Source organism: Kitasatospora sp. NPDC003701 (assembly GCF_053587085.1).
This window is the reverse complement of record NZ_JBSFNM010000048.1, coordinates 1-23,902: the sequence shown is the minus strand read 5'-3', so window position 1 is coordinate 23,902 and position 23,902 is coordinate 1. Positions and strand designations below refer to the sequence as shown.

Genomic DNA, 23,902 nt, shown 5'->3' with positions numbered 1-23,902 from the left:
AGTGGACCGCCCGCCCTTCGCGGGGCGGCGTAGTGCGGGCGGGGTCGGTACCGGGGTGGGTCAGACGGTGTCGCGGACCTTGATGTAGCCCGCCTCGACGAGGAACTGCTGGTTGGGGTTGCCCGCCCCGCAGCGGTGGATGACGGCGTTGTCGCCGTTGTTGCGGGTTCCGCCGATGTCCAGGCACTTCTCGTGGGCGGTGCCGAGGGTCGACTCCAGGACGAATGCGCCCCGGCGCAGCTGCCAGGTCTGGTTGGCGGTGGCCGCCTCGGAGTACTCGCAGGCCCAGATGCGGACGTTGTCGCCGTCGAAGCCGGTGTTGTCGGCGTCGAGGCACATCTGCGGGTCGGCGCCGACGGTGTCGGCGACCTTGACCCGGCCCTCGTCGAGGACGAAGCGCTGGTTGGTGTGGTCGAGGCACTGCCAGATCCTGGCGTTGTCGGCGTTGAAGCGGGTGTTGCCGATGTCCAGGCACATCCCGGTCGGGACCCGGGGCGGGGTGGCGACGTTCAGGGTGCCGTCCGTGATCGTGTACTCCGTGCCGTTGTTGGGGTTGCGGTAGCGGAAGCTGCCGTTGCCGCGCGGGAGGGTGGTGTCGGCGGGCGCGTCGGCGTCCACGGTGACCTGCGGGGAGAAGCGGAAGTACCCGTTGGACGGCCAGCCGCTGCGGCCGCCGTTGAGTCCGTACCCCTCGCAGGTCAGGGTCCGGTTGGCGTTGCCGAGCGTGCAGTTCCGCAGGCCCACGTTGTTGCCGGTCCAGGCCGAGCCGTTGCTGCTGTACTCGGTGGGGACGGTGCTCTGCGGGGCGAAGGTGGTGTTGCCCGGTGCGGTGAACACGGCGGTCATGCCGGAGGGGGGAAGGAGGCCGGGGCCGCCGGTGTTCTGGTACGTCCACGGCACTGCCGCCGTCGCGCCGGGGGCGATCGTCACGGTGGTCGGTGCGTCGCGTCCGATGAAGGTCACGGCGGCGGCCGGCGAGGCGAACGCGCCGGCGAGCGTCAGGGACGCGACGGCCACGGTGGCCGCGCGGGCAAGGCCTCGCTTGAGGGAACTCACGAACTCGACTCCACTTCCTGGAAGGCACGGTGGGTGTGCGGTCGAGATCTTTGTGTACGGACGGACGGTGGAGGGCGGCGGTCACGCCCGCAGGCGCGCGGTTCACCCGGAATGACGGCGTTCGCCGCCGCATGGTCGATGCCCGGCGCGCCCCCGGAACCGTCCCGGGGGCGCGCCGGGGTCAGTCCTTCGGCGGGTTGAACTCCACCGGGGCGGCGAAGGCGGCGCGGCGGGTGGCGCGGCGCAGGGCGCGCAGCACGGTGGTGCCCAGCGTCAGGCAGAGGACGACGGTGAGGGCCGCGCGGGGGAGGTCCCAGCCGAGGGAGGTGGTGAGGCAGTAGGCGGCGAAGCGGACCAGGTTGGCGCTCACGTCGTCCCCCGGGACGAAGGAGATCGAGCCGGACAGGCCGGCGATGTAGGGCCAGCCCTGGAGGTTCATGATCGTGCCGTAGAGCAGTGAGGCGACGGCGCCGTAGCCGGCGAGCAGCACGAGTTCGCGGCGGCCGCGCAGGGTGGCCGCGCCCGGGAGCAGGCCGGCGCCCAGGCAGACCCAGCCCATGGCGAGCATCTGGAACGGCAGCCAGGGGCCGACCCCGCCGGTCAGCAGCGCGGAGGCGAACATCGAGAGCGAGCCGAGGACGAAGCCGAAGCCCGGGCCGAGGACCCGCCCGGCGAGCACCATCAGGAAGAACATCGGCTCCAGCCCGGCCGTGCCCGCGCCGAGCGGGCGCAGTGCCGCGCCCGCCGCGGCCAGGACGCCGAGCAGGGCGACCGCCTTGGCGTCCAGGCCGGGTGCGCCGCCGCCGGCCGTGCGGCCCTCGGAGATCTGGGCGATCACCACGGCGAGCAGGAGCGGCAGGAGCAGGGCGAACAGCCAGGGGGCGTCGGTGGAGTGGCCGACCAGGGCGGACTCGGTCGAGGCGAGCAGCGGCCAGCCGAACGCGGCCACGCCGACGAACGAGGTGAGCAGCAGGGCCGCGATCGAGCGGCGGCCGAGGGAGACGGGGCGGCCGAGGGACGGTCCGCGGTCGAGGAGGGCGCGGTGGTCGGGGGCGGCGGGGCTGCTGTCCTGCCGTGGGGCGCGGCTCATCCGGCGCCCCCGTCGAGGGCCCGCTCGACCTGGTGGACGGTGAGCCAGGGCCCGGGCGCGAGGATCTTGGAGACCTGCGGGGCGAAGGCGGGGGAGGAGACCACCACCTCCGGGGTCGGGCCGTCCGCGACGATCTCGCCGTCGGCCAGGATCACCGTGCGGTGCGCGAGTTCGGCGGCGAGCTCGACGTCGTGGGTGGCGAGCAGGACGGCGTGCCCCTCGGCGGCGAGCGCGCGCAGGATCTCCACCAGGCGGGCCTTGGCGGCGTAGTCCAGGCCGCGGGTGGGCTCGTCGAGCAGCACCAGCGGCGGCCGGGCGCTGAGCACCACGGCCAGTGCCAGGGTGAGCCGCTGGCCCTCGGAGAGGTCGCGGGGGTGGGTGGCCCCGGCGATGCCGGGCAGGAGTCGCTCCACCAGGGCGCGGCAGGTGCCGGGTTCGGCGGCCGCGTCGCCGTCGGCGGCGGCGCACTCGGCGGTGACGCTCTCCCCGTACAGCAGGTCGCGCGGGTCCTGCGGGACGAGGCCGACCTGGCGGATCAGCTCGGCGGGACGGGTGCGGTGCGGGGTCCGCCCGCCGACCCGGACGCTGCCGGCGGCGGGTGCGTGCAGGCCCACCAGGGCGCCGAGCAGGGTGGACTTGCCGGCGCCGTTGCGGCCCATCAGCGCGGTGATCTCGCCGGGGTGGAGGGCGAGGTCCACGCCGCGCAGTGCCGGGACGGGCCCGCGCTTCACGGCGAGGCGGTCGACGGTGGCGATCGGGGCGCCGGTGCTGCTGGGGGTGGCGGGGGGCCGGAGGCCGTCCAGCCGGGTGCGCAGCGGCGCGGCCTTGCGGCGGGCGTCGCGGACGGAGAGCGGCAGCGGCTGCCAGCCGGCGAGCCGGCCGAGCCCGACCACGGGCGGGTGGACCGGCGAGTGCGCCATCACCTCGGCGGGCTCGCCCAGGACCGGTGGCGCGCCCGGCGTCAGCAGCAGGACCTGGTCGGCGTACTGGACCACCCGCTCCAGCCGGTGCTCCGCCATCAGCACGGTGGTGCCCAGGTCGTGGACCAGGCGTTGCAGGACGGCCAGCACCTCTTCGGCGGCGCCCGGGTCGAGTGCCGAGGTGGGCTCGTCCAGGACGAGTACGCGCGGGTGGACGGTGAGCACGGAGCCGATGGCGACGCGCTGCTGCTGGCCGCCGGAGAGCGAGCCGAGCGCGCGGTCCCGCAGGTCGGCGAGGCCGAGCAGGTCGAGCGTCTCCTCGACCCGGCGCCGCATCACGTCCGGCGCCAGGCCCAGCGACTCCATGCCGTAGGCGAGTTCGTCCTCGACCGTGTCGGTGACGAAGTGGGCGAGCGGGTCCTGGCCCACCGTGCCGACCAGGTCGGCGAGTTCGCGCGGGCGGTGCTCCCGGGTGTCCCGCCCGCCGACGGTGACCCGGCCGTGCAGCACGCCGCCGGTGAAGTGCGGGACGAGGCCGCTGACGGTGCCGAGCAGGGTGGACTTGCCGGAGCCGGACGGGCCCACCAGCAGGCAGAGTTCCCCCTCGGGGACGGTCAGGTCGACGCCGCTGAGCGCCGGGGCCTCGGTGTCGGCGTACTGGACGGAGACCTGCTCGAAGGTGATCACGAGGCCCTCCGGGGCGGGAGCGGGGTGGCGAACGCCGGTACCAGGCCGATCAGCACCGCGAGGACGGCGGTCAGCGGCAGGGCGGGGGCGGTCGGCGGGACGACGGTCGGGGCGAAGGCGGCGGGATCGCGGGCGGAGAGCCAGATCGTCAACGCGGCCACGGCGGCGCCCGATCCTGCGGTCAGCCACTCGGGCAGGGCCCACGGGTCGGGGCGGTAGCGCGTCCGGGGGGAGCGCCGGCCGCCGAGCAGCAGGCCGGCGAAGGCCGCGGCCAGACCGAGCAGCAGGACCGGCAGGGCCCAGCCGGCGCCGCCCGCGGTGAGCAGCCCGTACGCGGCGAGGCAGATCCCGAGCAGGCCGGCCAGGGTGAGCGCGGCGGTGGTGCGGGCGAGCCGCGGCGGGACGTCGGCGGTGCGGCCGAAGCCGCGGGTGTCCATCGCGGCGGCGAGCGCCACCGAACGCTCCAACGCGCCCTCCAGGACCGGCAGTCCGACGCTCAGCACGGCGGCCACGCCCCGGTCGGTGCGCCCGCGCAGACGGCGGGCGGCGCGCAGCCGCTGCACGTCGGCGACCAGGTTGGGCGCGAAGGTCATCGCCACCACCACGGCCACGCCCGCCTCGTAGAGCGCGCCGGGCAGCGCGCGCAGCAGGCGGGACGGGCTGGCGAGGGCGTTCGCGGCGCCGACGCAGACCAGCAGGGTGGCCAGCCGAAGCCCGTCGTAGAACGCGGCGAGCAGGCCCTCGACGGTGACCCGGCCGCCGATCCGTACGCCCTGCGCCCAGGCGGGCAGCGGTACTTCGGGGAGGGTGAAGAGGACGTGGGTGCCGGGGATCGGCGAACCGAGCAGCACCGCGAAGACCAGGCGGATGCCGAGCACCAGCAGGCCGAGGCGGAGGAACGCGCCGTACGAGCGTGACCACGGCGCGTCGCCCCGGCGGGCGGCCACCACGTAGCCGGCGACGGCGGCGAGCAGGAGCAGCAGCAACGGGTTGGTGGTGCGGGTCGCTGCCGCGCCGAGGCCGAGCGCCCACAGCCACCAGGCCCCGGGGTGCAGTTGGCGGGGGCCGAGCGGGGGGCGGCGGGAGCGCGGGGTTCGGGGCGGGCCGGGGGCGCGGGGTGTGGTCACGGGGGTGGGGGTCCAGGTCGGGGCGGGTGGGGGTGGGGTGGGCTGGGAGGTGCGGGGGTGGGGCGAGAGGTGCGGGGTGGGTGGCTGGAGGCGGGCGGTCGGGAGTGGGAAGTCGGGTGGGCCGACTTCCCACTCCCGGTCCTGGTCCTGGTTCCGGTCCCGGCCCTGCGTTCTGTTCCTGCTTCGAGGGCGCGTTCTCTGTAGACCGGTCGGTATAAGTAGACCGATCTGTATAAGTAGACCGGTCGGTATAGAGGGCTCGGCCCTCGGTGGACCGGGCCAGCGGTGGGGCCGACGGCGGACTGTGGACGGAACCGTGCACCGCCCGTCGGCCGCCCCGTGGCCCGTGCCAGGAATATGCAGACCGGTCTACATAGGTGGACCGGTCTACATATTCGGCTCGGCTCAGCGGCGACGGCGGGCCTGCCAGACGGCGCCCGCAGCCAGGACGGCGACCAGGGCGCCCCCCGCGATCAGTCCGATGTCGGGACTGCTACTGCGGTCGCCGCCGTCGCCGTCGCCGGAGCCGCTCGTGGCCGGCCGGTTCGCCGCGCCGAGCTGGTCACCGCAACCCGCCTTCGGGTAACCGGCGATGGCGCAGAGCAGGCCGTTGGTGTCGTACCGCAGCGGCGGGGCGACGGCGGCCAGTACCTCGGCCGAGTTGGCGTTGCCGGGCACGACCGCGCAGGCGGTACGGGGCGCGGGCGGAGTCTCGCCGGGCGAGTCGGCGGCGGTGCCGAAGTCCAGGACCACCGCGACGCGCTTGCGCCCCGGCTGCTCGGCGGTGCCGCCGCAGACGGCGGCGAAGTCCCCGGCGGCGCCGGGCCGCGCGGCGTCCCGGCCGCCGTCTGGGCTGACGGCGAAGCGCCAGCCGTCCACGCTGCCGTCCTGCGGCACGAACACGGCGGGCCCCTGCTGCTGGTAGGCCCAGGCGCCGTCGGACCACTTCCAGAACGACCAGTACCGGTACCCGGCGGCCTGTGCGGGCGCCGCTCCCAGCACCAGCAGGATCAGCACCCCGGCGATCAGTCCGGCGACGAACCGGGCAGCCGCGGCCATTGCCCGCCGGCGCCGCTGCGGGTCGGCGCAGAGCCGCCCGGCCACGCACAGTCGACCGGCCGCAGGGGGCCGACCGGCGGCACCGGAACCACCAGCCACACCGGAACGATCGGCCACACCGGAACGACCGGCGGCGTCCTCCGCCCGACCCCCGGGGTCGGCCGGCCGCCCGGGCACGGCTGCCCGGGGGGTGCCGGGGCCGGTCACCGCTTCAGGCCCCGCTTGCGCTGCAGGCTCAGCACCAGGCCGCCGCCGACGCCGATCAGCAGACCGATGCCGATCGGCCACCACTGGCCGAGGCCGTCGTCCTTCTTCTTCGCAGGCGCCGAGGAGGCGGAGGCCGAAGCCGAAGCCGGGGCGGTCGCCTTGGGCGCCGGGCCGAGCGCGGTCAGCTGCGCGACCAGGTCGCCGCCGAACGCGGCGGGGTCGCGCTGGGCGGCCTGGGCGACCAGCAGCAGGGTGGCGGTGGCGGAGGCGTCGGTGCCGCTCTTCGTCCAGGTGCCGCCCTCCTTGGCCAGCCAGTCCACCGCGCCGGCGGCCTGCTGCGGGTGGCCGCCCTGGATCAGGCCGAGCGCCGCCCAGGCGGTGGCGGTGTAGTCGGGGGTGGGGGTGGCGCCGGGCAGGCTCAGGGTCAGGTGCTGGCCGCCGGCCGCGAGCTGGGCGGTGAGGTAGGCACCGGCCGCCTCGGCGGAGTCGGCGCGCGGCACGAGCGGCTCGGTGGCGCCGTCCGCGCAGGGCAGCGCCTTGGGCGCGGCATCCGTCCGGTTGGTGTTGGTGACCGGCAGCTTCCCGCCCGCCGCGGCGAGCGAGGCCTGGCCGCTGGCCAGGGCGTTCGGGGCGAGCGCGCCGGTCGGGTCGGGCTGGTAGGCGAAGGCCCCGCGCTGGTCGGCGGGGGCGGCGCAGCCGAGCTGGAAGAGCGCGAGCCCGTCGAAGGCGCTGCGGCCCGACTTGGCGACGCCCGCCGGGTCCAGCTTGGCGGCGAGCAGGGCGTTCACGGCCAGGCCCGTGGAGTTGGCGTCACCGGGGGTGCCGGGGGTGTAGGCCCAGCTGCCGTCCGCGTTCTGGTTGGCCTTGAGCCACTGGACGCCCTTGTCGACGGCGTCCTGGTGGCCGCCGAGCGCGACCAGGGCCTGGACGGCGACGGCGGTCGCGTTGCTGTCCTCGTTCTTGGCGTCGCACGCGGCCGAGGTGTCCGCGCGGTACGAGGGCCAGCCGCCGTCGGCGCACTGCTGGCCGGTCAGCCAGGAGACGGCGGAGTCGGCCGGGGTCACCTTGGCACCCGTCAGCGCGGTGAGGGCGAGGGACTGGCGCCACACGCCGTCGTACGTCGGGTCGCCCTTGCCGTAGAGGCCCTCGGGGACGGGCGCGGTGGCGCCGGTCGAGGGGCTGTCGGCGAGGGCCGGTGCGGCGGCGGCGCCGGCCAGCAGGGCGGCGGACAGGGCGGCGGCGCCCAGGCGGGCGGCGGTGAGCATGGTGGAGATGAGCCTTTCGATGAGCGGTGTGGTGGCCCGGGTGGGCCGTTCCGTAGACCTCGACGGTGCCGGGTACGGGTGTGCCCGGTCTGGCCGCTCGCCTCTCCCGGGCATTCCGACTGCCCCGGCCGTCCAGCGCCGGGCTCACGGTTGCGGGTCAGTGCCGGATTCGCACCGGCTTTCCCCGGAGGAGAAGCGGGATGGAGTTGTCCTGCCCGTCGACTTTAGCCGCCGCGACTGCGGCCTCCGTGACTCCGGCCGCCGAGCCCTCCGGCCGCCGAGCCGCCGAGCCGCGGTCGCCGCGCCCGGGCGGTCCGGTCGCCCCCGAGCCGCCCGGACCCCGAGCCGCCCGGACCCCGAGCCGTCGAGAACAGGTTCCACTTCGCCCCGGCCCGCCCGCGGCAGGGCGCTCAGGGCAGGGTGAGCAGCCGCGCGGCGGTGTGCAGGTCGGCGCGGACCTCGGCGATCGAGGCGCGTCCGGAGAGCCAGGAGACCAGGGCCGAGTGCCAGGTGTGCTCGATCACCCGGACGGCGGCGCGCTGGCTCTCGGTCGGCGGCCCGGACTGGCCGAGCGCGTCCAGGATCAGCTGCCCGGTGGCCGAGCTCACCCGGTCCACCTCGGCGCTCACCGAGCGGTCCGCGAACGAGAGCGCACGGACCATCGCCTCGGCCAGCAGCGGCTCGCGCTGGAGCGCGTGGAACGCCCGGGTGAGCGTCTCGGCGACCCTCGACGCCGCGTCCCGCTCGGCCGGCGGGTGCCGCCGGACCTGCTCCTGGAGGCCCTGCAACTGCTCCAGCATGACCGCGACCAGCAGATGGACCTTGGAGGGGAAGTACCGGTACAGGGTGCCGAGCGCCACCTGCGCGCCCTCCGCGACCTCCCGCATCTGCACCGCCTCGTACCCGCCGCGGGCGGCCAGCCCGGTGGCGGCCCGCAGGATCCGCCGCCGCCGTTCGGCCTGGCGGGCGGTCAGCGGCGGGTCGGCGGGCTGCCCGGCGGGGCCGGCGGCGGCGGTGGGTACGGGCGGGGCGGGCGGTGGCAAGGGTGCTCCCGGGGCGCGAGAGTGACGGGGTGCTCCGGCTGGTCCGGCTGCTGCTCCGGCAGGTGTTCCCGGCGTGGCGTGAATCACCAGCCCTGGCACCTGAGGAGTCGCTACGGGCCGGTATCTTCGAGGTCTCTCATTGTTCACATGGTCACTGGCGAACTCCACACCACACTGAAACCTGATCTACTTTAGCGACCGGCAGCACAGACTTCAGCAAGGACGGGAGCCGACGATGACCGCGCAGCCGCTGCGGATTGCCCTGTTGTCGTACCGCGGCGACCCGTTCTGCGGCGGCCAGGGCGTCTACGTACGGCACCTCTCCCGCGAGCTGGCCCGCCTGGGCCACCACGTGGACGTGATCGGCTCCCAGCCGTACCCGGTGCTGGACGAGGTCGAGGGCCCCGGCTCGGTCCGCCTGGTCGAGCTGCCCAGCCTGGACCTCTACCGCGCCGACGACCCGTTCCGCACGCCGGGACTGGCCGAGTACCGGGGCCCGGTGGACGTGCTGGAGTTCGTCACCATGCGCACCGGCGGCTTCCCCGAGCCCCTGACGTTCTCGCTCCGCGCCCGTCAGTACCTCGCCCTGCACAAGGGCCGCTACGACGTGGTGCACGACAACCAGACCCTCGGGTACGGCCTCCTCGGCCTCGCGCGGCACGGGTTCCCGCTGGTCACCACGATCCACCACCCGATCACCGTGGACCGGCAGCTGGAACTGGACGCCGCCCCGAGCCTGCCCCGCCGCCTCTCGCTGCGCCGCTGGTACGCCTTCACCCGGATGCAGCGCCGGGTGGCCGCCCGGCTGGACCGCATCATCACCGTCTCCGGCACCTCGAAGCGCGAGATCGCCGAGCACCTGGGCACCGCGCCGGGCGCGATCTCGGTGGTGCCGATCGGTGCCGACACCCGGCTCTGGTCGCCGTCCGACCGCGTGGCCCGGGTGCCCGGCCGGATCGTCACCACCTCCAGCGCCGACGTCCCGCTCAAGGGCCTGGTGCACCTGGTCGAGGCGCTGGCCAAGGTCCGCACCGAGCGGGACGCGCACCTGGTCGTGGTCGGCAAGCCGCAGAAGGAGCACGGTCCGGTCGCCGAGGCCGTGCGCCGCTTCGGTCTGGAGCAGTTCATCGAGTTCCGCCACGGCCTGACCGACGACGAGCTGGTCGACCTGTACCGCTCGGCCGAGGTGGCCTGCGTGCCGTCGCTGTACGAGGGCTTCTCGCTGCCCGCCGCCGAGGCGATGGCCACCGGCACCCCGCTGGTGGCCACCACCGGCGGGGCGATCCCCGAGGTGGCCGGGCCGGACGGCGAGACCTGTCTCGCGGTGCCGCCGGGCGACGCGGGTGCGCTGGCCGCGGCGCTCGGCCGGCTGCTGGACGACCCGCGGCTGCGCGCCACGCTCGGTGAGGCCGGGCGCGAGCGGGTGCTCGCGCGGTTCACCTGGGAGCGGGCCGCCGCCCTGACCGCCGACAGCTACCGGGCGGCGATCGCCACCGGCGTCGGGCGCCGGGCCCGGTCCGGTCCGGGCTGGCGGTACGTGGCCTGACGGGTCGCCGGACCCGTTCTCGTCGGATCCGCCCCGGTGGGTCCGACGCTTCGTCGGACCCGGCCGGGCCGGCTCGGCGTCACAAACGTTTGGTACCAGAGGAATGGGAGCCCGCAGTGCTGACCGTTGATTTCTCGCGCTTCCCGCTCGCCCCCGGCGACCGGGTGCTCGACCTGGGCTGCGGCGGGGGGCGGCACGCGTTCGAGTGCTACCGGCGCGGGGCCCGGGTGACCGCCCTCGACCAGAGCGCCGAGGAGATCGCCGAGGTCAAGAAGTGGTTCGCCGCCATGGCGGAGGCCGGCGAGGCACCCGAGGGCGCGTCGGCGGTCGCGATGGAGGGCAACGCGCTGGCCCTGCCGTTCGAGGACGAGTACTTCGACAAGATCATCATCTCTGAGGTGATGGAGCACATCCCGGACGACAAGGGCGTGCTCAACGAGATGTTCCGGGTGCTCAAGCCCGGCGGGCTGCTGGCCGTCACCGTGCCGCGCTGGCTGCCCGAGAAGATCTGCTGGGCACTCTCCGACGAGTACCACGAGGTCGAGGGCGGCCACATCCGGATCTACCGGGGCGACGAGCTGCTCGACAAGCTCAAGGACGCCGGCCTGGAGCCGTACGGCACCCACCACGCGCACGCGCTGCACTCGCCCTACTGGTGGATCAAGTGCGCGGTCGGGGTGGACAACGACAAGGCGCTGCCGGTCAAGGCCTACCACCAGCTGCTGGTCTGGGACATCGTCGGCACCCCGGTGATCAGCAGGCTCACCAAGGCCGCGGAGAAGGCCCTCAACCCGGTGATCGGCAAGAGCTTCGTCGCCTACGCCTCCAAGCCGAACCGCGTCGAGGTCGCGCCGGACCGCGTCGGGGCCCCGTCGGACCGCGTCGAGGGCGGCCGGAGCGGGTCCGGGCGGACCGACGCCGGGCAGGCCGACGCCGGGCGGGCCGGAGAGTGACCGCCGCCGTCCCCGAGGTGCTGCTGCTGGACGGGGTGCTCGACGCCGAGCAGGCCGCCAGCACCGTCCGCAGCATCCTCGCCGAGCAGCAGAGCGACGGCGCGATACCGTGGTTCACCGGTCATCACCTGGACCCGTGGGACCACACCGAGGCCGCGATGGCCCTGGACACGGCCGGCGAGCACGCCGCCGCCGAGGCCGCCTACCGCTGGCTGGCGGCCCGTCAGAACCCCGACGGCTCCTGGTACGCCGCTTACGCGTACGGGCAGGGCGGCACCGACGGCGAGGTCTCGAACCCGGCCAAGGAGACCAACTTCTGCGCCTACGTGGCCGTCGGCGTCTGGCACCACCACCTCAGCACCGGGGACGACGCCTTCCTGGAGTGGATCTGGCCGGTCGTGCGGCGCGCCCTCGACTTCATCGTCGGCCTGCGGCTGCCCGGCGGCCCGATCTCCTGGCGGGTCGACGAGCACGGCGAGGCGCCCGACGAGGCGCTGCTGACCGGCTCCTCCAGCATCCTGCACGCGCTCCGCTGCGGCCTGGCCGTCGCCGACTACCTGGAGGAGCCGCAGCCCGACTGGGAGCTGGCGGCCGGCCGGCTGCGGCACGCCATCGCGCACCACCCCGAGCGGTTCCTGGACAAGGACCGCTACTCGATGGACTGGTACTACCCCGTGCTCGGCACCGCGCTGCGCGGCCCGGCCGCGCTGGAGCGGATCGAGCGGGACTGGGACCGCTTCGTCGTCCCCGGCCTCGGGGTGCGCTGCGTCAGCGACCGCCCCTGGGTGACCGGCGGCGAGAGCGCCGAACTGGCCATGGCGCTCTGGGCGGTCGGCGAGTCCGACCGCGCGGTCGAGATCCTGCGCTGGATCCAGAAGCACCTGCGGCACGGCGACGGCTCGTACTGGACCGGCTACGTCTTCGAGGACGACGCCATCTGGCCCGAGGAGCGCACCACCTGGACGGCGGGGGCGCTGCTGCTGGCCGTCGCCGCGCTCGGCGGCGATCCGGCCACGGTGACGGTCTTCGGCGGCGACCAGCTGCCCACCGGCCTGGTGGTCCAGGACTGCTGCTGAGTCCGGCCCGGGCGGCCGGGCGGACCGACGACGAAGGGGCGGGACCGGAGTGATCCGGTCCCGCCCCTTCGGTGTCGCCTGCCGGTGTGTCAGCCGCGCTGGATACCGGTGGTGTCGTTCAGCACGCCCTGGGTGCCGTCCTGGAGCTGGGCGACCAGCGCGGCGCCGCGCTGCTCGACCGCCAGGTACCAGGTGCCCGGGACGAGGTCGCCGACCGGAGCGCCGGCCGGGTTGTCCTTCGGGGCCAGCTGACGCGGCGCCGGGACGGCGAACCAGAACGGCGCGAAGTCGGGCGCCGGGGCCGGCTGGGCCTGGGCGGGAGCCGGCGCCTGGTGGGCGGCCTGCTGGGTGGCGGCGTGCTGAGCGGCCTGCTGGGCCGCGGCCTGGGCGGCGTCCTGCGGCTGGCCGGCCTGCGGGGCCGGGTAGCCGTAGCCGCCGGGCTGGCCGCCGAACGCGGGGGACTGCACCTGCTGCGGGTCCTGGCCGGGGGCCGGGTAGCCGTACTGGCCGGGCTGGCCGGGCTGCGGGGCCGGGTAGCCGCCGGGGTAGCCCTGCGGGACGGCCGGCTTGTCGGTGACCAGCGGGGCCTTCAGCGCGGGCACCAGCGGGCCGGCCGCGGCCGCACCGGCGAGCACCAGCAGGGAGATGACGGCCAGCCAGGCGCCGAAGCCGTGGTCCAGGCCCTTCGGGCCACCGCCCAGGGCCCAGATCGAGGTCCAGAGCGCGGCCACGGCGAACGCGATGCCCCACTGGTCCAGCCGCAGGCCGAGCACCTGGCGGGTGGCGGCGGCGGCGCCCTGGAAGCGCTGCACCAGGATCAGCACGGCGGCGAGGATGCCGAGCAGGAAGACCGAGGGCAGCACGGGGAACAGGACGCTGTCCCAGGCGTTCTGCGACGTGTCGCCGCAGTACCTGCCACTGCAGTCCACGGTCCAGTACGGCAGGAAGGAGGCGATGAAGAGCAGGACGGCCGCACCTGCGACGGCGGCGTCTCCCCTGGTGAGAGCGCGCAGATTCACTAACGTTCCCCTCGTTGGTGTGTCGTGGACGGCGGTTCTTCGCGGTCGGGTTGACCGGCCCGGAAAACTCCGAACGGACCAGAAGCCTAGGGCCAACCGCGTCGCGGGTGCACAGCGGGCTCGGGAATGGGGCGAAGTCGTTGCAAACTGCGCGGCCCCGGCCTCTTGCTGTCCACCTTTCGGTGGGGCGGGCGGTTCGGCCCCGGCCGCCTACCGCGTGGTCAGAAACGCGGTCAGTGCGTCCGCGATCCCCTGGGCGGCCTGCTGGCGCCACTGAGGGTCCGTCATCCGCTTGGCATCGGTCGAATTGCGCATATTACCGCACTCGATGAACACCTTGGGCACGGCCGAGAGGTTCAGCCCGCCGAGGTCGGACCGGGTGTCCAGGCCCTGGCTGGCGATGTAGTCGGCGTACGGCTCGCCCGTCGCGGCGTGGAAGCTGTCGCGCAGCAGCAGGCCGAGCCGGTGCGAGGGCGCGACGATCGCGGTGTTGTCCGCCTTTCCGGCGACCACCTTGGCGGGCATGATCACGTGGAAGCCGCTGCCGCCGGCCGGGCCGCCGTCCCCGTGCACGGAGACCGCCGCGTCGGCGTGGGCGGCGGCGCCCGCCTTCGCGCGCTCGTCCACGCACGGGCCCCAGGGCCGGTCGCCGTCCTGGACCAGGACCACCGTCGCGCCCCGGGCGGTGAGGATCGCGCGGGCCCGGCGGGAGACGTCCAGGGAGTACTCGGCCTCGCTGTAGCCGGCGTTGGTCGAGGTGCCGGTGGTGTCGCACTCCTTGCGGGCGTTGCCGATGTCGACCTGGCGGTTGATCTCGGTGGTGTGGGCGGCGTTACCGGGGTTGTGGCCGGGGTCGAGCAGGACGGTGCGCCCGGCCAGCACGGTGGAGGACGCGGTGGTGGTCGCGGGGGAGGACGGGGTGCCGGTCGTCGTGCCGGTGGCGGCGCTCTCCGGGGCCGACGGGCCGGTGGCCGGGGAGGCTGCCGGGGCGCCGGGCGACGGCGAGGCGTCCACCGGGGCCGCGAACGGGGCCGGGGCCGGCGCCGACGGCGATGCCGCGGGCGACGCGGAGCCGTCCCGGCCGTGGTCGGCGACCGCCTGCCAGCCCAGCCAGCCGGCCAGGCAGAGCGGTACCAGGACGGCGGCCACGGTGGAGGCGCGCAGCAGGCGGGAACGGCGGGGCGGTTCGTCGTGCGGACCGGAGGTGGTGCGGGTCACGGGTGGTTCAGATCCTGTCCTGGGTGCGCGCGGTCAGGCCGTACGGGTCGGCGATCGCCTTCCACTTCGCCACGAAGTCCTTCTTCGCCTGGGTGGCCTGCGGGTTGAGCTCGTCCGCGTGCTTCTTGTCGGCGGTGTTCGGGGCCGAGCCCGAGCAGCCCTGGGCGGAGACGGCGCGGGCCCAGCTCGCGTACGCCCGGTCGATGTCGGCGGACAGCTGCCAGGCGGACTTCAGCGACTGCACCGCGTCCGCGCCGCCGGGCAGGTCGGTGACGGCCAGGGTGGCGAGCTTGGCGATCAGCTGGTCGCGCTGCTTGGCGCCGCTGTCGAAGACCTGCGCGGCGCTGTCGATGTCGGCCTTCGCGGGGCAGCTGCTCACCTTGGCGACCGCGCTGCCGATCGGCGCCTTCGCGCTCTCGCCCTGGGTCAGCAGTTCGTCCAGGGCCTTGGCCTGGGCCTGCGCGTTGGGCCCGCCCGCACCGGCGGTCGGGCTCGCGGAGGCGGACGCGGACGCGGTGTCGGTGGGGCTCGGGGCACCGGTCGATCCGTCGGGGGCCGGGGCGGGCGGCGGGTTCCCGGTGGTGCCGGGGTCGGTGGCGGCCGCCGAGGAGGTGGTGGCGGCGGCCCGGTCGGCCGAGTCGCCCTTGCCCTTGACCGCCCAGAGGATGCCGCCGCCGAGGGCCAGCACGAACAGCAGCGCGAAGGCGATCAGCAGCGGTGCGCGCCGGTTGGCCGGGCGGTCCTCGGCGTCGAGGTCCTCGTAGCCCGCCGCGTAGTCCGGCTGCTGGTAGGGCTGCTGGTAGGGCTGGGCCGGGTACCCGGGGTACTGCTGGGGGTACGGGGCCTCGGCGTACGGGGGCTGGGGCGGGGGGTGGGGCTGGTTCTGGGGCTGGGGCGCCGGCGGGTAGCCGTAGCCGCCGGCCGGGCCCTGGGGGGCCGCGTGCTCCGGGAAGCCCGGTGCGGGCGGCGCCGCCGTCGGCGGGCCGGCGGGCGGCGGGGCGGCGGCCGGGAAGGCGGGCGCGGTCGGGGCGTCGTACCCCTGGCCGCCGGTGGCCAGGTACGGGCGGGCGGCCAGCGGTGGGCCCTGGTCGCCGACGCCGCCCGCTGCGGGCGGCTGCTGCATCAGGGGCGCCCGGCCGGGCGCCTGCGGCGCCTCACCGGGCCGGCCGGGCGCGGGCGGCACCGGCTGGGCGGCGGGGGGTTGGGCGGTGGGGGGCTGGGCCGTTCCCGGGGCGGGCTGCTGCGGCCCGCGCACCCAGCCGCCGGCGCCGCCGCGCGCGGTCGGGTCCCAGACCGCCGGAGCGGTGTTCTGCTGGTCGGTCATCGTGCTGGCCCCCACCGTCTGCCCGGTCGCTCTGCCTGGTGCTGTGCCGCTGTCCCCGGCGCCCGTGCGCCGCGCGGACACCGTACCGTTCGAACCCCCGCCCGACAGCCCCGGCACGACGTTAGAGCATCCGTGATCGCCTGTGGGGCCGGTCCGGGGATCTCGTCGGGCCGCGCTGGCGTTCGATTCCGGCGTTCGAGGACGGTGCCCGGCGCGCCGGTCGGCACGCCGTCGGGAAGAGGCCCGGGAAGGGGTTCGGTCGGGGTTCGGGCGGGGTTCGCGACCGGTCCGGGAAGGGGTCCGGGACGGGGTTCGGTCGGGCTTCGCGACCGGTCGGGTCAGCCGGCGGCCCGGCGCAGGACGCGCAGCGAACCGGTGACCGAGATCTCCTCGAAGCCCTCGGCGAGCGCCCGCAGGTACACCCGGTAGGGCGCCTGGCCGCCGTCCGCCGGATCGGGGAAGACGTCGTGCACCACCAGCAGGCCCTCGGGAGCCAGGTGCGGCGCCCAGCCCTCGTAGTCGCCGGTGGCGTGCTCGTCGGTGTGGCCGCCGTCGATGAAGACCAGGCCGAGCCGGCCGCCCCAGAGCGCCGCGATCTGCGGCGAGCGGCCGACCAGCGCGACCACGTGGTCCTCCAGCCCGGCCGCGTGCAGGGTGCGGCGGAACCGGGGGAGCGTGTCCATCCGGCCCACCTCCTGGTCCACCAGGGTCGGGTCGTGGTACTCCCAGCCGGGCTGCTGCTCCTCGGAGCCCCGGTGGTGGTCGACGGTCAGGGCCACCGTGCCCGCCGCCCGGGCGGCCGCGGCCAGCAGGATCGCCGACCGCCCGCAGTACGTGCCGATCTCCAGCACCGGCAGGCCCGTCCGCCGTGCCGCCGTCAGCGCCGCCGCGTACAGCGCGAGGCCCTCGTCCACCGGCATGAACCCGGTCGCGCCCTCGAAGGCCGCCAGCACCTCGGGTGCGGGGTGCGTGTTCTCCAGGAGGTCGGACATGGTGCAGCTCCCTTGCCGGGTGTTCTGGTGCTCGTGCTCGCCGTCGGACCCTACTGGACGGTAGGCCGTGGCGTCCCGTTCGGTGGGGTCACGCTGTTCCTCAGCCGGCCAGGAGGGTGCGCGCCAGGCGCACGCGGTGGGGGGCCAGCTCGGCGGCGATGGCGGCGGCCTCGGCGGGGGTCGTGCTGAGGGTGGCCGGCAGGGCCGGGCGCCGGTCGAGCAGCGCGAGCCGCAGGTGCGTCGGCGGGTGGGTGCTGTCCACGGCCCCGCGTTCCAGGGCGGAGCGGCGCAGCAGGCGCTCGTGCTCCAGCGGCGGGACGGTGGCGAGGTGCTGGCGCAGCCGCTCCCAGAACGCCTCGGGCGTGATCACCGGCTCCGCCGGGGCGGTCGCCGGGCCGCGGCGGGCCGCGCGGGGCCGGCTCCGCAGCTCCGCGCGCACCCGGGCCGTCGCGGTGCGGACGGTCTCGTCGAGCAGCCCTGTCCGCAGCAGGTGCCGGGTCGCCTCGGTGGACGCGACGCGGGCGGCCAGCGTGTCCGCGTGGTACTCGGCCTGCTGCCCGGCGCGCGAGGTGAGCCGGTCGAGCAGCAGGACCACCGCGAGCAGCAGCCGGGCGAGGCCGCCGAGCAGGATGCCGGCGACGAGGTCGGTGATCTGGAACAGCAGCCGCAGCTCCACCACGTCCCGGTAGTGGCCGCGCGGGCGGGCGAGGTCGTACCAGTGGGCGAGCGCGTTGATCGCTGAGCCGAGCCAGAGCCCGCGCCGGTGGTCGCCGTTGACCCGGTGGCCGAACTCGTGTCCGAGCAGGGCGACCCGCTCCTGCTCGCCGAGCACCTCCCAGAACGGCAGACCGAGGGTGAGCACCGACCGCCGGCGCAGCCCGACCACCGACATGCTCGCGTTGAACGCGTCGTCGACCCGGATCACCCCGACCGGCCCGGCCCCCACCTCGGCGGCGACGCGGTCCGCCAGCCCGTAGAGGGCGGGTGCCCCGGTGCGTTCCAGCACGCCCTCGTCGCGCGGTGCCCGGCCGAGCCGCGGCCGGAGCAGGACCACCACCGCGAGGACGACCGCGCCGAGGCAGCGCAGCGGGGTGTTGCCGGTGACGAGCAGCCAGAGCCCCCAGGCGCACAGGGCCGCGGTGGTCAGGTGGACCGCGGTGGCGATGGCCGACGCGGCCAGCCAGGCCCGCTGCGCGCCGGTGGCGGTACGGCCGGCCGCGACGTCCTCGAAGAGCTCGTCGGTGCGGGCGGTCGCGACCGCCTCGCGCCGGGCGTCCGCGGCGGCCCGGCGGGTGGTGGTGGCGGGGGCGTCCGCCGGTTCGGGGGTCAGGTTCCACTCGCACTGCGGGCACCAGACGGCGAACCGGGGATCGGCGTCGATCGTGGCGGTGCAGTGCGGGCAGGCCTGCGGCGCGGACACCGCGGGGGCGGTGGCGTCGGCGGTGGCGGCGTCGGGCTCGGGGGCTTCGCTGGTGGTGGCCTCGGGGGCGGCGGGTATGGGCACGGCGGGTGATCATGCCAGGGCGAGGGTCCCGGCGCTCAGCCGTTCCACCGGCCGGAAGCGGCGGGGCCGAATGGAACATGTTCTACTCCGCCCGCGCGCGTCGTGCCAGAATCGGCCCGACCACCGATCCGAGGCGAACCCGGAGCAGTTCCATGCGCGCAGCCATCCTGCACAAGACCGGCCAGGACACGCTCGACGTCCGCGACGACGTGGTGGCGGTCGGCTTCGGCCCCGGAAAGGTGAGGGTCCGTCTGCGGGCGGCCAGCCTCTGCCACTCCGACCTGTCGGCGATGAGCGGCGTCCTGCCGCAGCCCGCGCCGTTCGTCCCCGGCCACGAGGGCGCCGGCGACGTGGTGGAGGTCGGCGAGGGCGTGACCGGCGTCGCGGTCGGGGACCGCGTGGTGCTCTGCTGGATGGCGCCCTGCGGCCACTGCGTCCACTGCGAGCGCGGGCGGGGCCACCTCTGCGTGGCGAGCCTGCGCCGGCTCGGCGCGCCGGGCTTCCGGTTCGGCGGCGGGGAGTCGGCGGTCGGGCCCGCGGAGCCGGTGGAGGCCTCCGGCTTCTACGGCACCGGCACGTTCGCCGAGGAGGTGGTGGTCGACCGCGCCGCCGTCATCACCGTCCCCGCCGACCTGCCGTACGAGCTGGCCGCGCTGATCGGCTGCGGGGTGACCACCGGCGTGGGTGCCGCCGTGCACACCGCCCGGGTGGAGCCGGGGGCCTCCGTCGCGGTGATCGGCGCGGGCGGGGTGGGTGTCGCGGCCGTGCAGGGCGCGCGGGTCTGCGGCGCCGGCCGGATCGCCGTGGTGGACCCGGTCGCCTCGCGCCGGGAGCGGGCGCTGGCCTTCGGTGCCACCGAGGCGCTCGCGCCCGAGGAGCTGAAGGCCGTCGCGAAGGGCCTGCCGGGCGGCGGGTTCGACTACGTCTTCGAGGCGGTCGGCCGCTCGGCCACCGTCCGGGCCGGGTACGACGCGGTCCGGCGCGGGGGCGCCGTCGTGGTGATCGGGGCCGGGGCGCGGGACGACCTCGCGCAGTTCAGCATGAGCGAGCTCTTCTTCAGCGAGAAGCGGCTGCTGCCCTCGCTGTACGGCGGCGCGCCGGTGCCGCGGACCATCGCGCTGGTGGTGGAGCTGTGGCGGGCCGGGCGGATCGACCTCGCGGGCATGGTGACGCACCGGGTCGGGCTGGCGGACGTCAACGAGGCCATCGCGCAGATGCGGGGCGGCGAGGCGCTGCGGACGGTCGTCACGCTGGACTGAGCGGCGGCGCGGCTGTTCGGCCGCCGGGGCCGCCCGCGGGGTTGCCGTGGCAGCTGGCCGGGACGCCGCAGGGCCCGCCGGTGCACCCGGCGGGCCCTGCGGCGAACAGCCGCGAACGGCTGCGAGGCCTGCGTCAGCCCTGCTCGGCGCCCAGACCGAGGCGGTGCCGGCCGTGCGGGTCGGCCTCGGGCCTGTCGTCGGCGGCGGAGGGGCCCCGGTGGCGACCGTGCGACGCGGTGTCCTCGGCCGTGGTCCCGGCGGTGGCGGTCCCGGTGATCGCGGGTCCGGTGGTGTCGGTGAGGGTGTCGGACATCAAAATCGTCTTCCGTGCGAGGGTGCGGGTGTTTCGGCGCCGGCTGGCACCGCGGGCGCGGTCCGGCGGGTGATCAGGTGCGTGATCAGGTGTGTGACCAGGCGTCTGAGCTGCGCCGGAGCCGGTGATCTCGGCCCGTGCCCCGGCCACCCTAATGGCCGGAACGGGCGAGATCCTATCGAGATCATGACGGGTGCCCGGCGAACGGCCCGGCTGCCCGCGGTCCCGCCGAGCCCAGCCAGTGGCCGACCAGTTCGCGGTAGAGCGGCGACAGGACCTGGAGGTCGCCGTGGCGCGCGAGCACGCCCCGGCCGCCGTCGAGCAGCAGGACGCGGTCGGCCCGCAGCGCCGAACTGATCCGGTGCGCCACCACGACGAGCGCTCCCGGGCGGGCGGCGAAGGCCCGCTCGACCCGCTCCTCCGCGGCGGCGTCCAGCCGGCAGGTGGCCTCGTCGAGCACCACGAGGGGCGCGGTGCAGAGGTACGTCCTGACCAGCGCCAGCAGTTGGCGTTCGCCGGCCGAGAGCCTGCCCGGATCGGCGATCACGCCGTCGAGCCCGCCGAGCCGGGCGACGAGCCCGTCCGCGCCCAGCAGGGCCGCGGTGTCCAGGAGCCGGGTGTCGGTCGGACCGGTCGTGGCAGGCGGACCGGCCGGTGCAGGCGGACCGGTCGGTGCAGGCGGGCCGGTCGTCTCGGGCGGGCCGGGCCAGCGCAGGTTGGCACGGACGGTGCCCGGGAAGACGTACGCCTCCTGGGGGAGCAGGGCCACCAGGCGGGCGCGTTCGGGGCCGGGGAGGAGGTGCGGGTGGAGGCCGTCGACGGTGACCTCGCCGTCGAGCGGGGCGAGCAGGCCGGCGAGCAACGCGGCGAGGGTGGACTTGCCCGTGCCGCTCGGACCGACCACGGCCAGGTGCTCGCCGGGGGCCGTCGTCAGGTCGAGGCCGGCGAGGACGGGGGCGGCGTGCGGGCCGTGGGCGTGCCGGAGGGCGGTGAGGCGGATGGTGGGCGCGGGCCCCGGCCGCTCGGCGCCGGCGGGCTCCGGGGCCGGCTCCGAGTAAGGGGCCGGCTTCGGGTAAGGGGCCGGCTTCGGGTCCGCTTCGTGGTCCGGGTAGCTGGTGGCGAGCCGGTCCAGCACGACGGTCAGGTTCAGCAGCCAGCCACCGACGGTGCCGGCCAAGGTCCGGACCGCCGGGTCGAGTTGTTGCAGCAGATAGGTGGCGACACCGAGCAGTTCGCCCGCGCTGAGGCCGCCGTCGCCGAGCAGCCGGGGCGCGGCCGCGACCACCGCCAGGACGGGCAGCCGCCCGCCGAGCGCGACGACCAGCGAGCGGAGCGCGGCGGCGCGGCCGAGGGCGCGGGAGGCGGCGGCGCTCTCCTCCGCGGTGGCGGCGAGCGCCTCGGCCGTCCGCTGCTGTGCCCCGGTGGCCTGGACGTCGCGCAGTCCGTGGAGGGCCCGGCCGGCCTCGGCGGTCAGCCGTTCCTCGGCGAGGACGACGGCCCGGCGGCGCTCGACCAGCGGGCCCAGCAGCCGGGCGAAGAGGACGCCGGCGGCGAGCAGGGGGAGCAGTACCAGCGGCAGGGCGGCCGGTGCGAGGAGGGCGAGGCCGACCAGCGCGGCCGCCAGGGTGACCCCGACCCCGCGCAGGGTGCGCAACAGCGTGGCGGTCAACTGCCGTGCGGACTCGACCTGTTCGGTCAGCCGCGCGACCTCGGCCGGATCCGCGTGCGGGCGGGCCAGCGCGCCCCGGACGACGCGCTCCACCAGGGCGTCGCGCAGCGGCTCCACCACGGCCGCCAGGTACGGGAACCCGGCCCGCGCCGCGTAGGCGCGCGCGGCGGTCACCGCCCCGAAGGCGGCCAGCCAGGCCACTCCCACCCCGGGCCGCCCGGCCAGGAACCCCTGGTCGACGGCGGCCGACACCAGCAGCCCGGACAGCAGGGCCGGCAGCGCCTCCACTCCGGACCAGGCCAGCAGCCGCCACAACGCCCCCCGGGTGGCGCCGAGCCGGCGTCCGAGCAGGAGCCAGCCGGGCGACCACCGCGGAGTGGGAAGTTGACCGGGCCGACTTTTCGTGCGGGGCGGGGGAGCGGCCGCCTCGGCGGATCCGGCGTGCGGCGCTCCGGCGTGTCCGGCGTGTCCGGCGTGCGGTGCTCCGGCGTACGGCGCGTGCGGTGCGTGCGGCTCGGCGGGCCGGTCCTCGCCGGCCGGCGCGGGGATCGGGGCGGCGCGCGGGGCGCTGTGGCGGCCCATCAGGCACCGGCCGCTTCGAGCGCGGCGCCGGCCAGGGTGGCGCGGTAGTCGGGGTCGGCGAGCAGGTCGGTGTGCGGGGCGAGGGCCCGCAGTCGGCCGGCGTCGAGCCAGGCGACCAGGTCGGCGCGGGCGGCGGCGGCCTCGCGGTGGGCGACCACCAGTCGGGTCCGCCCCCGGGCGGCCCGGTCCAGCGCCTCGGTGACGTGGTACTCGGTGGCGAGATCGAGGCCCGAGGTGGCGTCGTCCAGCACCACCACGCGCGCCGGTCTGGCCAACAGCCTGGCCAGGCCGAGTCGTTGGAGCTCGCCACCGGAGAGCCGCAGGTCGTCGAGGGGGGTGTCCCAGCCGGCGGGGAGCCCTCGGAGGAAGGCGTCCGCCCGGGCGGACGCCGCCTCGTCGGGGCCGGCGCCGTCGAGCGCCTCGCGGACCGTCCGCCCGACCAGCGCCGGCCGCTCGAAGGCGTAGCCGACGGCGTGGCGCAGTTCGGAGGCGGTCAGCTCGGTCACCGGGACGCCGTCCACCAGCACCCGGCCCTCGTCCGGGTCGCGCAGCCGTCCGGGCAGGGCGGCCAGCAGCGACTTGCCGCTGCCGGAGCGGCCGACCAGGGCGACCGTGCTGCCGCCGGGCACGGTCAGGTCGAGCGGCCCGAGCAGGACGCGGTCGCCGTCCCGCACCAGCACACCCCGGAAGGCGAGTTCGCCGGTACCGCCCGCCGGGAGGGCGGACGCGCCGGCCGGGGCGGGGGCCGGCGCCAGCAGCTCGTCCACCCGGGACTGCCCGGCGCGCGCGTGCGCGACCCCGACCAGTGCCTCGACCTGTTCGAAGAGGCCCGCCCCGAGCGCCGCCCAGCCGGCCGCGGCGGCGAGCGCCCCGGGCGCCAGCGCGCCCGCCGCCACCAGGGTGCCCGCGGTGGCCAGCACCGCCACCTCGACCACGGCGATCAGCAGCGTCGCCTGCCAGGCCGTCCGCCGCTGTGCGGACCAGAGCGCGTGCCCGGCCGCCGACAGTGCGGGCAGCGGCTCCAGGATCCGGGCCGCCTCGGGCCGCTCGGCGCCGGCCGCCCGGATGCTGTCCAGCCCGGTCAGCGCGCCGGTCAGCCGGGCGGCGAGCTCCGCCTGCACCTCCTGGTAGCGGACGAAGACCTGCCCGGCCTCCCGCAGGAACAGCCGGATCAGCACCACCCCGGGCACGACGCCGCCGAAGAAGGCGAGCGCCAGCCACGGTGACAGGAGGCCGAGTCCGATGATCGCGCCGAGCGAGGTGAGCAGCGCGGTGGCCGCGCCGAGGAGGGCGGGCAGCCGGCCGCCGGCGTCGGCCGCGGAGCCCGCCAGCCGTGCGGTCAGGTCGCCGGGCGGTGGGCCGCCGGATCGCAGGCGTCCGCCGGGCCCGAGGGCGAGCAGGTGACGGACCAGCCGCCCGCGCAGGGCGGCGGTGGCCTCGGCCGTGCAGGCCGGTCCGGCCGCGGCGGCCAGCGCGTTGGCGCCGGCGGCGGCGCCGAGGACGAGCGCGAGCAGCAGGAGTGCCGTGTGCCCGGCGCTCCGGTCGAGCGCCGCGTCGACGGCTCCGGCGAGGGTCGCGGGCAGGGCGAGCGTGGTGGCGGCCTCGACGGGCAGCGCGACGGCCAGGGCGAGGGTCCAGCCGGTGGGGCGGCGGGGCATGGGCGGGCTCCCGTCGGGGCGGAGGTCGGACAGCGGGCGGGACGTCGGACGGCGGGCGGGACGTCGGACGGCGGGCGGGACGTCGTAGGGCGAGCAGGACGGCGGGCAGGGCGAGCAGGACGTCGGACGGCGGGCAGGGCGAGCAGCGGTCGGTCGGCCGGACCGGGCCGGGCCGGTGGTGAGGCCGACCGGGAGCGGTAGTAAGGGGACAAGGCCCCACACGGGAAAGGGCGGCGCCGCTCCCGCCTGTCCGGACAGGCGGGCTGCGGACGACGCCGTACCTGGAGGAGGCCGACCGGCTCGCCGACCGGATCGCGGTCGTGGACGACGGCACG

At 76.3% G+C, this 23,902-nt stretch carries 19 protein-coding genes and 1 riboswitch; of the genes, 4 read left to right on the top strand and 15 right to left on the bottom strand.

Features of this window, described 5'->3' with window-relative positions; translation table 11 throughout:
* Positions 1-60: 60 nt before the first annotated feature.
* From ACWDRR_RS32435 to ACWDRR_RS32405, 7 genes are all read right to left on the bottom strand, one after another.
* Entirely contained in the window at positions 61-1,056 is a 996-nt protein-coding gene (locus ACWDRR_RS32435) for an RICIN domain-containing protein (RefSeq protein ID WP_449775832.1), read from the bottom strand.
* 181 nt (positions 1,057-1,237) lie between these two features.
* The gene (locus ACWDRR_RS32430) at positions 1,238-2,146 is read right to left on the bottom strand and encodes an ECF transporter S component (protein ID WP_449775831.1); all 909 of its coding nucleotides are present in this window, start codon (positions 2,144-2,146) and stop codon (positions 1,238-1,240) included.
* Positions 2,143-3,753, bottom strand: a complete 1,611-nt coding sequence (locus ACWDRR_RS32425; protein ID WP_449775830.1) for an ABC transporter ATP-binding protein — start codon at positions 3,751-3,753, stop codon at positions 2,143-2,145. Before ACWDRR_RS32425 ends, ACWDRR_RS32430 begins: the two co-directional genes overlap by 4 nt.
* Positions 3,750-4,880, bottom strand: a complete 1,131-nt coding sequence (locus ACWDRR_RS32420) for an energy-coupling factor transporter transmembrane protein EcfT (protein WP_449775829.1) — start codon at positions 4,878-4,880, stop codon at positions 3,750-3,752. Before ACWDRR_RS32420 ends, ACWDRR_RS32425 begins: the two co-directional genes overlap by 4 nt.
* A gap of 405 nt (positions 4,881-5,285) precedes the next feature.
* Positions 5,286-5,939 (bottom strand): SCO2322 family protein, encoded by a 654-nt coding sequence (locus ACWDRR_RS32415; RefSeq protein WP_449775828.1) that lies wholly within the window; start codon positions 5,937-5,939, stop codon positions 5,286-5,288.
* 203 nt (positions 5,940-6,142) lie between these two features.
* On the bottom strand, positions 6,143-7,411 hold the full coding sequence (locus ACWDRR_RS32410) for a prenyltransferase/squalene oxidase repeat-containing protein (RefSeq protein WP_449775827.1): 1,269 nt from the start codon (positions 7,409-7,411) through the stop codon (positions 6,143-6,145).
* A gap of 88 nt (positions 7,412-7,499) precedes the next feature.
* Positions 7,500-7,620: riboswitch (cobalamin riboswitch) on the bottom strand.
* A 201-nt stretch (positions 7,621-7,821) separates the two neighbouring features.
* Positions 7,822-8,454 (bottom strand): TetR family transcriptional regulator, encoded by a 633-nt coding sequence (locus ACWDRR_RS32405; protein ID WP_449775826.1) that lies wholly within the window; start codon positions 8,452-8,454, stop codon positions 7,822-7,824.
* A 235-nt stretch (positions 8,455-8,689) separates the two neighbouring features.
* Between ACWDRR_RS32405 and ACWDRR_RS32400 the strand changes: the two genes are divergently transcribed.
* The 3 genes from ACWDRR_RS32400 to ACWDRR_RS32390 all read left to right on the top strand — a co-directional run bounded on the left by ACWDRR_RS32400 (position 8,690) and on the right by ACWDRR_RS32390 (position 12,029).
* Positions 8,690-10,000, top strand: a complete 1,311-nt coding sequence (locus ACWDRR_RS32400; RefSeq protein ID WP_449775825.1) for a glycosyltransferase family 4 protein — start codon at positions 8,690-8,692, stop codon at positions 9,998-10,000.
* Positions 10,001-10,116: 116 nt separating this feature from the next.
* A complete protein-coding gene (locus ACWDRR_RS32395; protein WP_449775824.1) occupies positions 10,117-10,953 on the top strand; it encodes a class I SAM-dependent methyltransferase in 837 nt (278 codons plus the stop codon).
* A complete protein-coding gene (locus ACWDRR_RS32390) occupies positions 10,950-12,029 on the top strand; it encodes a prenyltransferase (RefSeq protein ID WP_449775823.1) in 1,080 nt (359 codons plus the stop codon). The genes ACWDRR_RS32395 and ACWDRR_RS32390 overlap by 4 nt, the downstream gene beginning before the upstream one ends.
* An 89-nt stretch (positions 12,030-12,118) precedes the next feature.
* On the opposite strand, the gene ACWDRR_RS32385 is transcribed toward ACWDRR_RS32390, so the two are convergent.
* The 5 genes from ACWDRR_RS32385 to ACWDRR_RS32365 form a co-directional block, all read right to left on the bottom strand.
* Positions 12,119-13,048, bottom strand: a complete 930-nt coding sequence (locus ACWDRR_RS32385; RefSeq protein WP_449775822.1) for a hypothetical protein — start codon at positions 13,046-13,048, stop codon at positions 12,119-12,121.
* A 210-nt stretch (positions 13,049-13,258) separates the two neighbouring features.
* Positions 13,259-14,266: an N-acetylmuramoyl-L-alanine amidase gene (locus ACWDRR_RS32380; protein WP_449775821.1), complete on the bottom strand. Its 1,008-nt coding sequence runs from the start codon at positions 14,264-14,266 to the stop codon at positions 13,259-13,261.
* Between the two features lie 7 nt (positions 14,267-14,273).
* Positions 14,274-15,590 carry a hypothetical protein gene (locus ACWDRR_RS32375; RefSeq protein WP_449775820.1) on the bottom strand — a complete coding sequence of 439 codons (1,317 nt, stop codon included), beginning with the start codon at positions 15,588-15,590 and terminating at the stop codon, positions 14,274-14,276.
* A gap of 338 nt (positions 15,591-15,928) precedes the next feature.
* Entirely contained in the window at positions 15,929-16,582 is a 654-nt protein-coding gene (locus ACWDRR_RS32370; RefSeq protein ID WP_449775819.1) for a class I SAM-dependent methyltransferase, read from the bottom strand.
* A gap of 100 nt (positions 16,583-16,682) precedes the next feature.
* On the bottom strand, positions 16,683-18,086 hold the full coding sequence (locus tag ACWDRR_RS32365; RefSeq protein WP_449775818.1) for a M48 family metallopeptidase: 1,404 nt from the start codon (positions 18,084-18,086) through the stop codon (positions 16,683-16,685).
* Positions 18,087-18,238: 152 nt separating this feature from the next.
* On the opposite strand from ACWDRR_RS32365, the gene ACWDRR_RS32360 reads away from it, so the two are divergent.
* A complete protein-coding gene (locus tag ACWDRR_RS32360; protein ID WP_449775817.1) occupies positions 18,239-19,345 on the top strand; it encodes an alcohol dehydrogenase catalytic domain-containing protein in 1,107 nt (368 codons plus the stop codon).
* Positions 19,346-19,478: 133 nt separating this feature from the next.
* Here the strand turns inward: ACWDRR_RS32360 and ACWDRR_RS32355 are convergent, their stop codons facing one another.
* The 3 genes from ACWDRR_RS32355 to ACWDRR_RS32345 all read right to left on the bottom strand — a co-directional run bounded on the left by ACWDRR_RS32355 (position 19,479) and on the right by ACWDRR_RS32345 (position 23,567).
* On the bottom strand, positions 19,479-19,658 hold the full coding sequence (locus tag ACWDRR_RS32355; RefSeq protein ID WP_449775816.1) for a hypothetical protein: 180 nt from the start codon (positions 19,656-19,658) through the stop codon (positions 19,479-19,481).
* Between the two features lie 184 nt (positions 19,659-19,842).
* Complete coding sequence (locus ACWDRR_RS32350) at positions 19,843-21,909, bottom strand: ATP-binding cassette domain-containing protein (RefSeq protein ID WP_449775815.1); 2,067 nt, start codon at positions 21,907-21,909, stop codon at positions 19,843-19,845.
* On the bottom strand, positions 21,909-23,567 hold the full coding sequence (locus ACWDRR_RS32345) for an ATP-binding cassette domain-containing protein (protein WP_449775814.1): 1,659 nt from the start codon (positions 23,565-23,567) through the stop codon (positions 21,909-21,911). The genes ACWDRR_RS32350 and ACWDRR_RS32345 overlap by 1 nt, the downstream gene beginning before the upstream one ends.
* Positions 23,568-23,902 lie beyond the last annotated feature (335 nt).

Coding starts and splice junctions, on each gene's coding strand:
- ACWDRR_RS32430 (WP_449775831.1), bottom strand. CDS start 2,146: ATGAGCCGCGCCCCACGGCAGGACAGCAGCCCCGCCGCCCCCGACCAC.
- ACWDRR_RS32415 (WP_449775828.1), bottom strand. CDS start 5,939: ATGGCCGCGGCTGCCCGGTTCGTCGCCGGACTGATCGCCGGGGTGCTG.
- ACWDRR_RS32410 (WP_449775827.1), bottom strand. CDS start 7,411: ATGCTCACCGCCGCCCGCCTGGGCGCCGCCGCCCTGTCCGCCGCCCTG.
- ACWDRR_RS32400 (WP_449775825.1), top strand. CDS start 8,690: ATGACCGCGCAGCCGCTGCGGATTGCCCTGTTGTCGTACCGCGGCGAC.
- ACWDRR_RS32375 (WP_449775820.1), bottom strand. CDS start 15,590: ATGACCGACCAGCAGAACACCGCTCCGGCGGTCTGGGACCCGACCGCG.
- ACWDRR_RS32370 (WP_449775819.1), bottom strand. CDS start 16,582: ATGTCCGACCTCCTGGAGAACACGCACCCCGCACCCGAGGTGCTGGCG.
- ACWDRR_RS32360 (WP_449775817.1), top strand. CDS start 18,239: ATGCGCGCAGCCATCCTGCACAAGACCGGCCAGGACACGCTCGACGTC.
- ACWDRR_RS32355 (WP_449775816.1), bottom strand. CDS start 19,658: ATGTCCGACACCCTCACCGACACCACCGGACCCGCGATCACCGGGACC.
- ACWDRR_RS32350 (WP_449775815.1), bottom strand. CDS start 21,909: ATGGGCCGCCACAGCGCCCCGCGCGCCGCCCCGATCCCCGCGCCGGCC.
- ACWDRR_RS32345 (WP_449775814.1), bottom strand. CDS start 23,567: ATGCCCCGCCGCCCCACCGGCTGGACCCTCGCCCTGGCCGTCGCGCTG.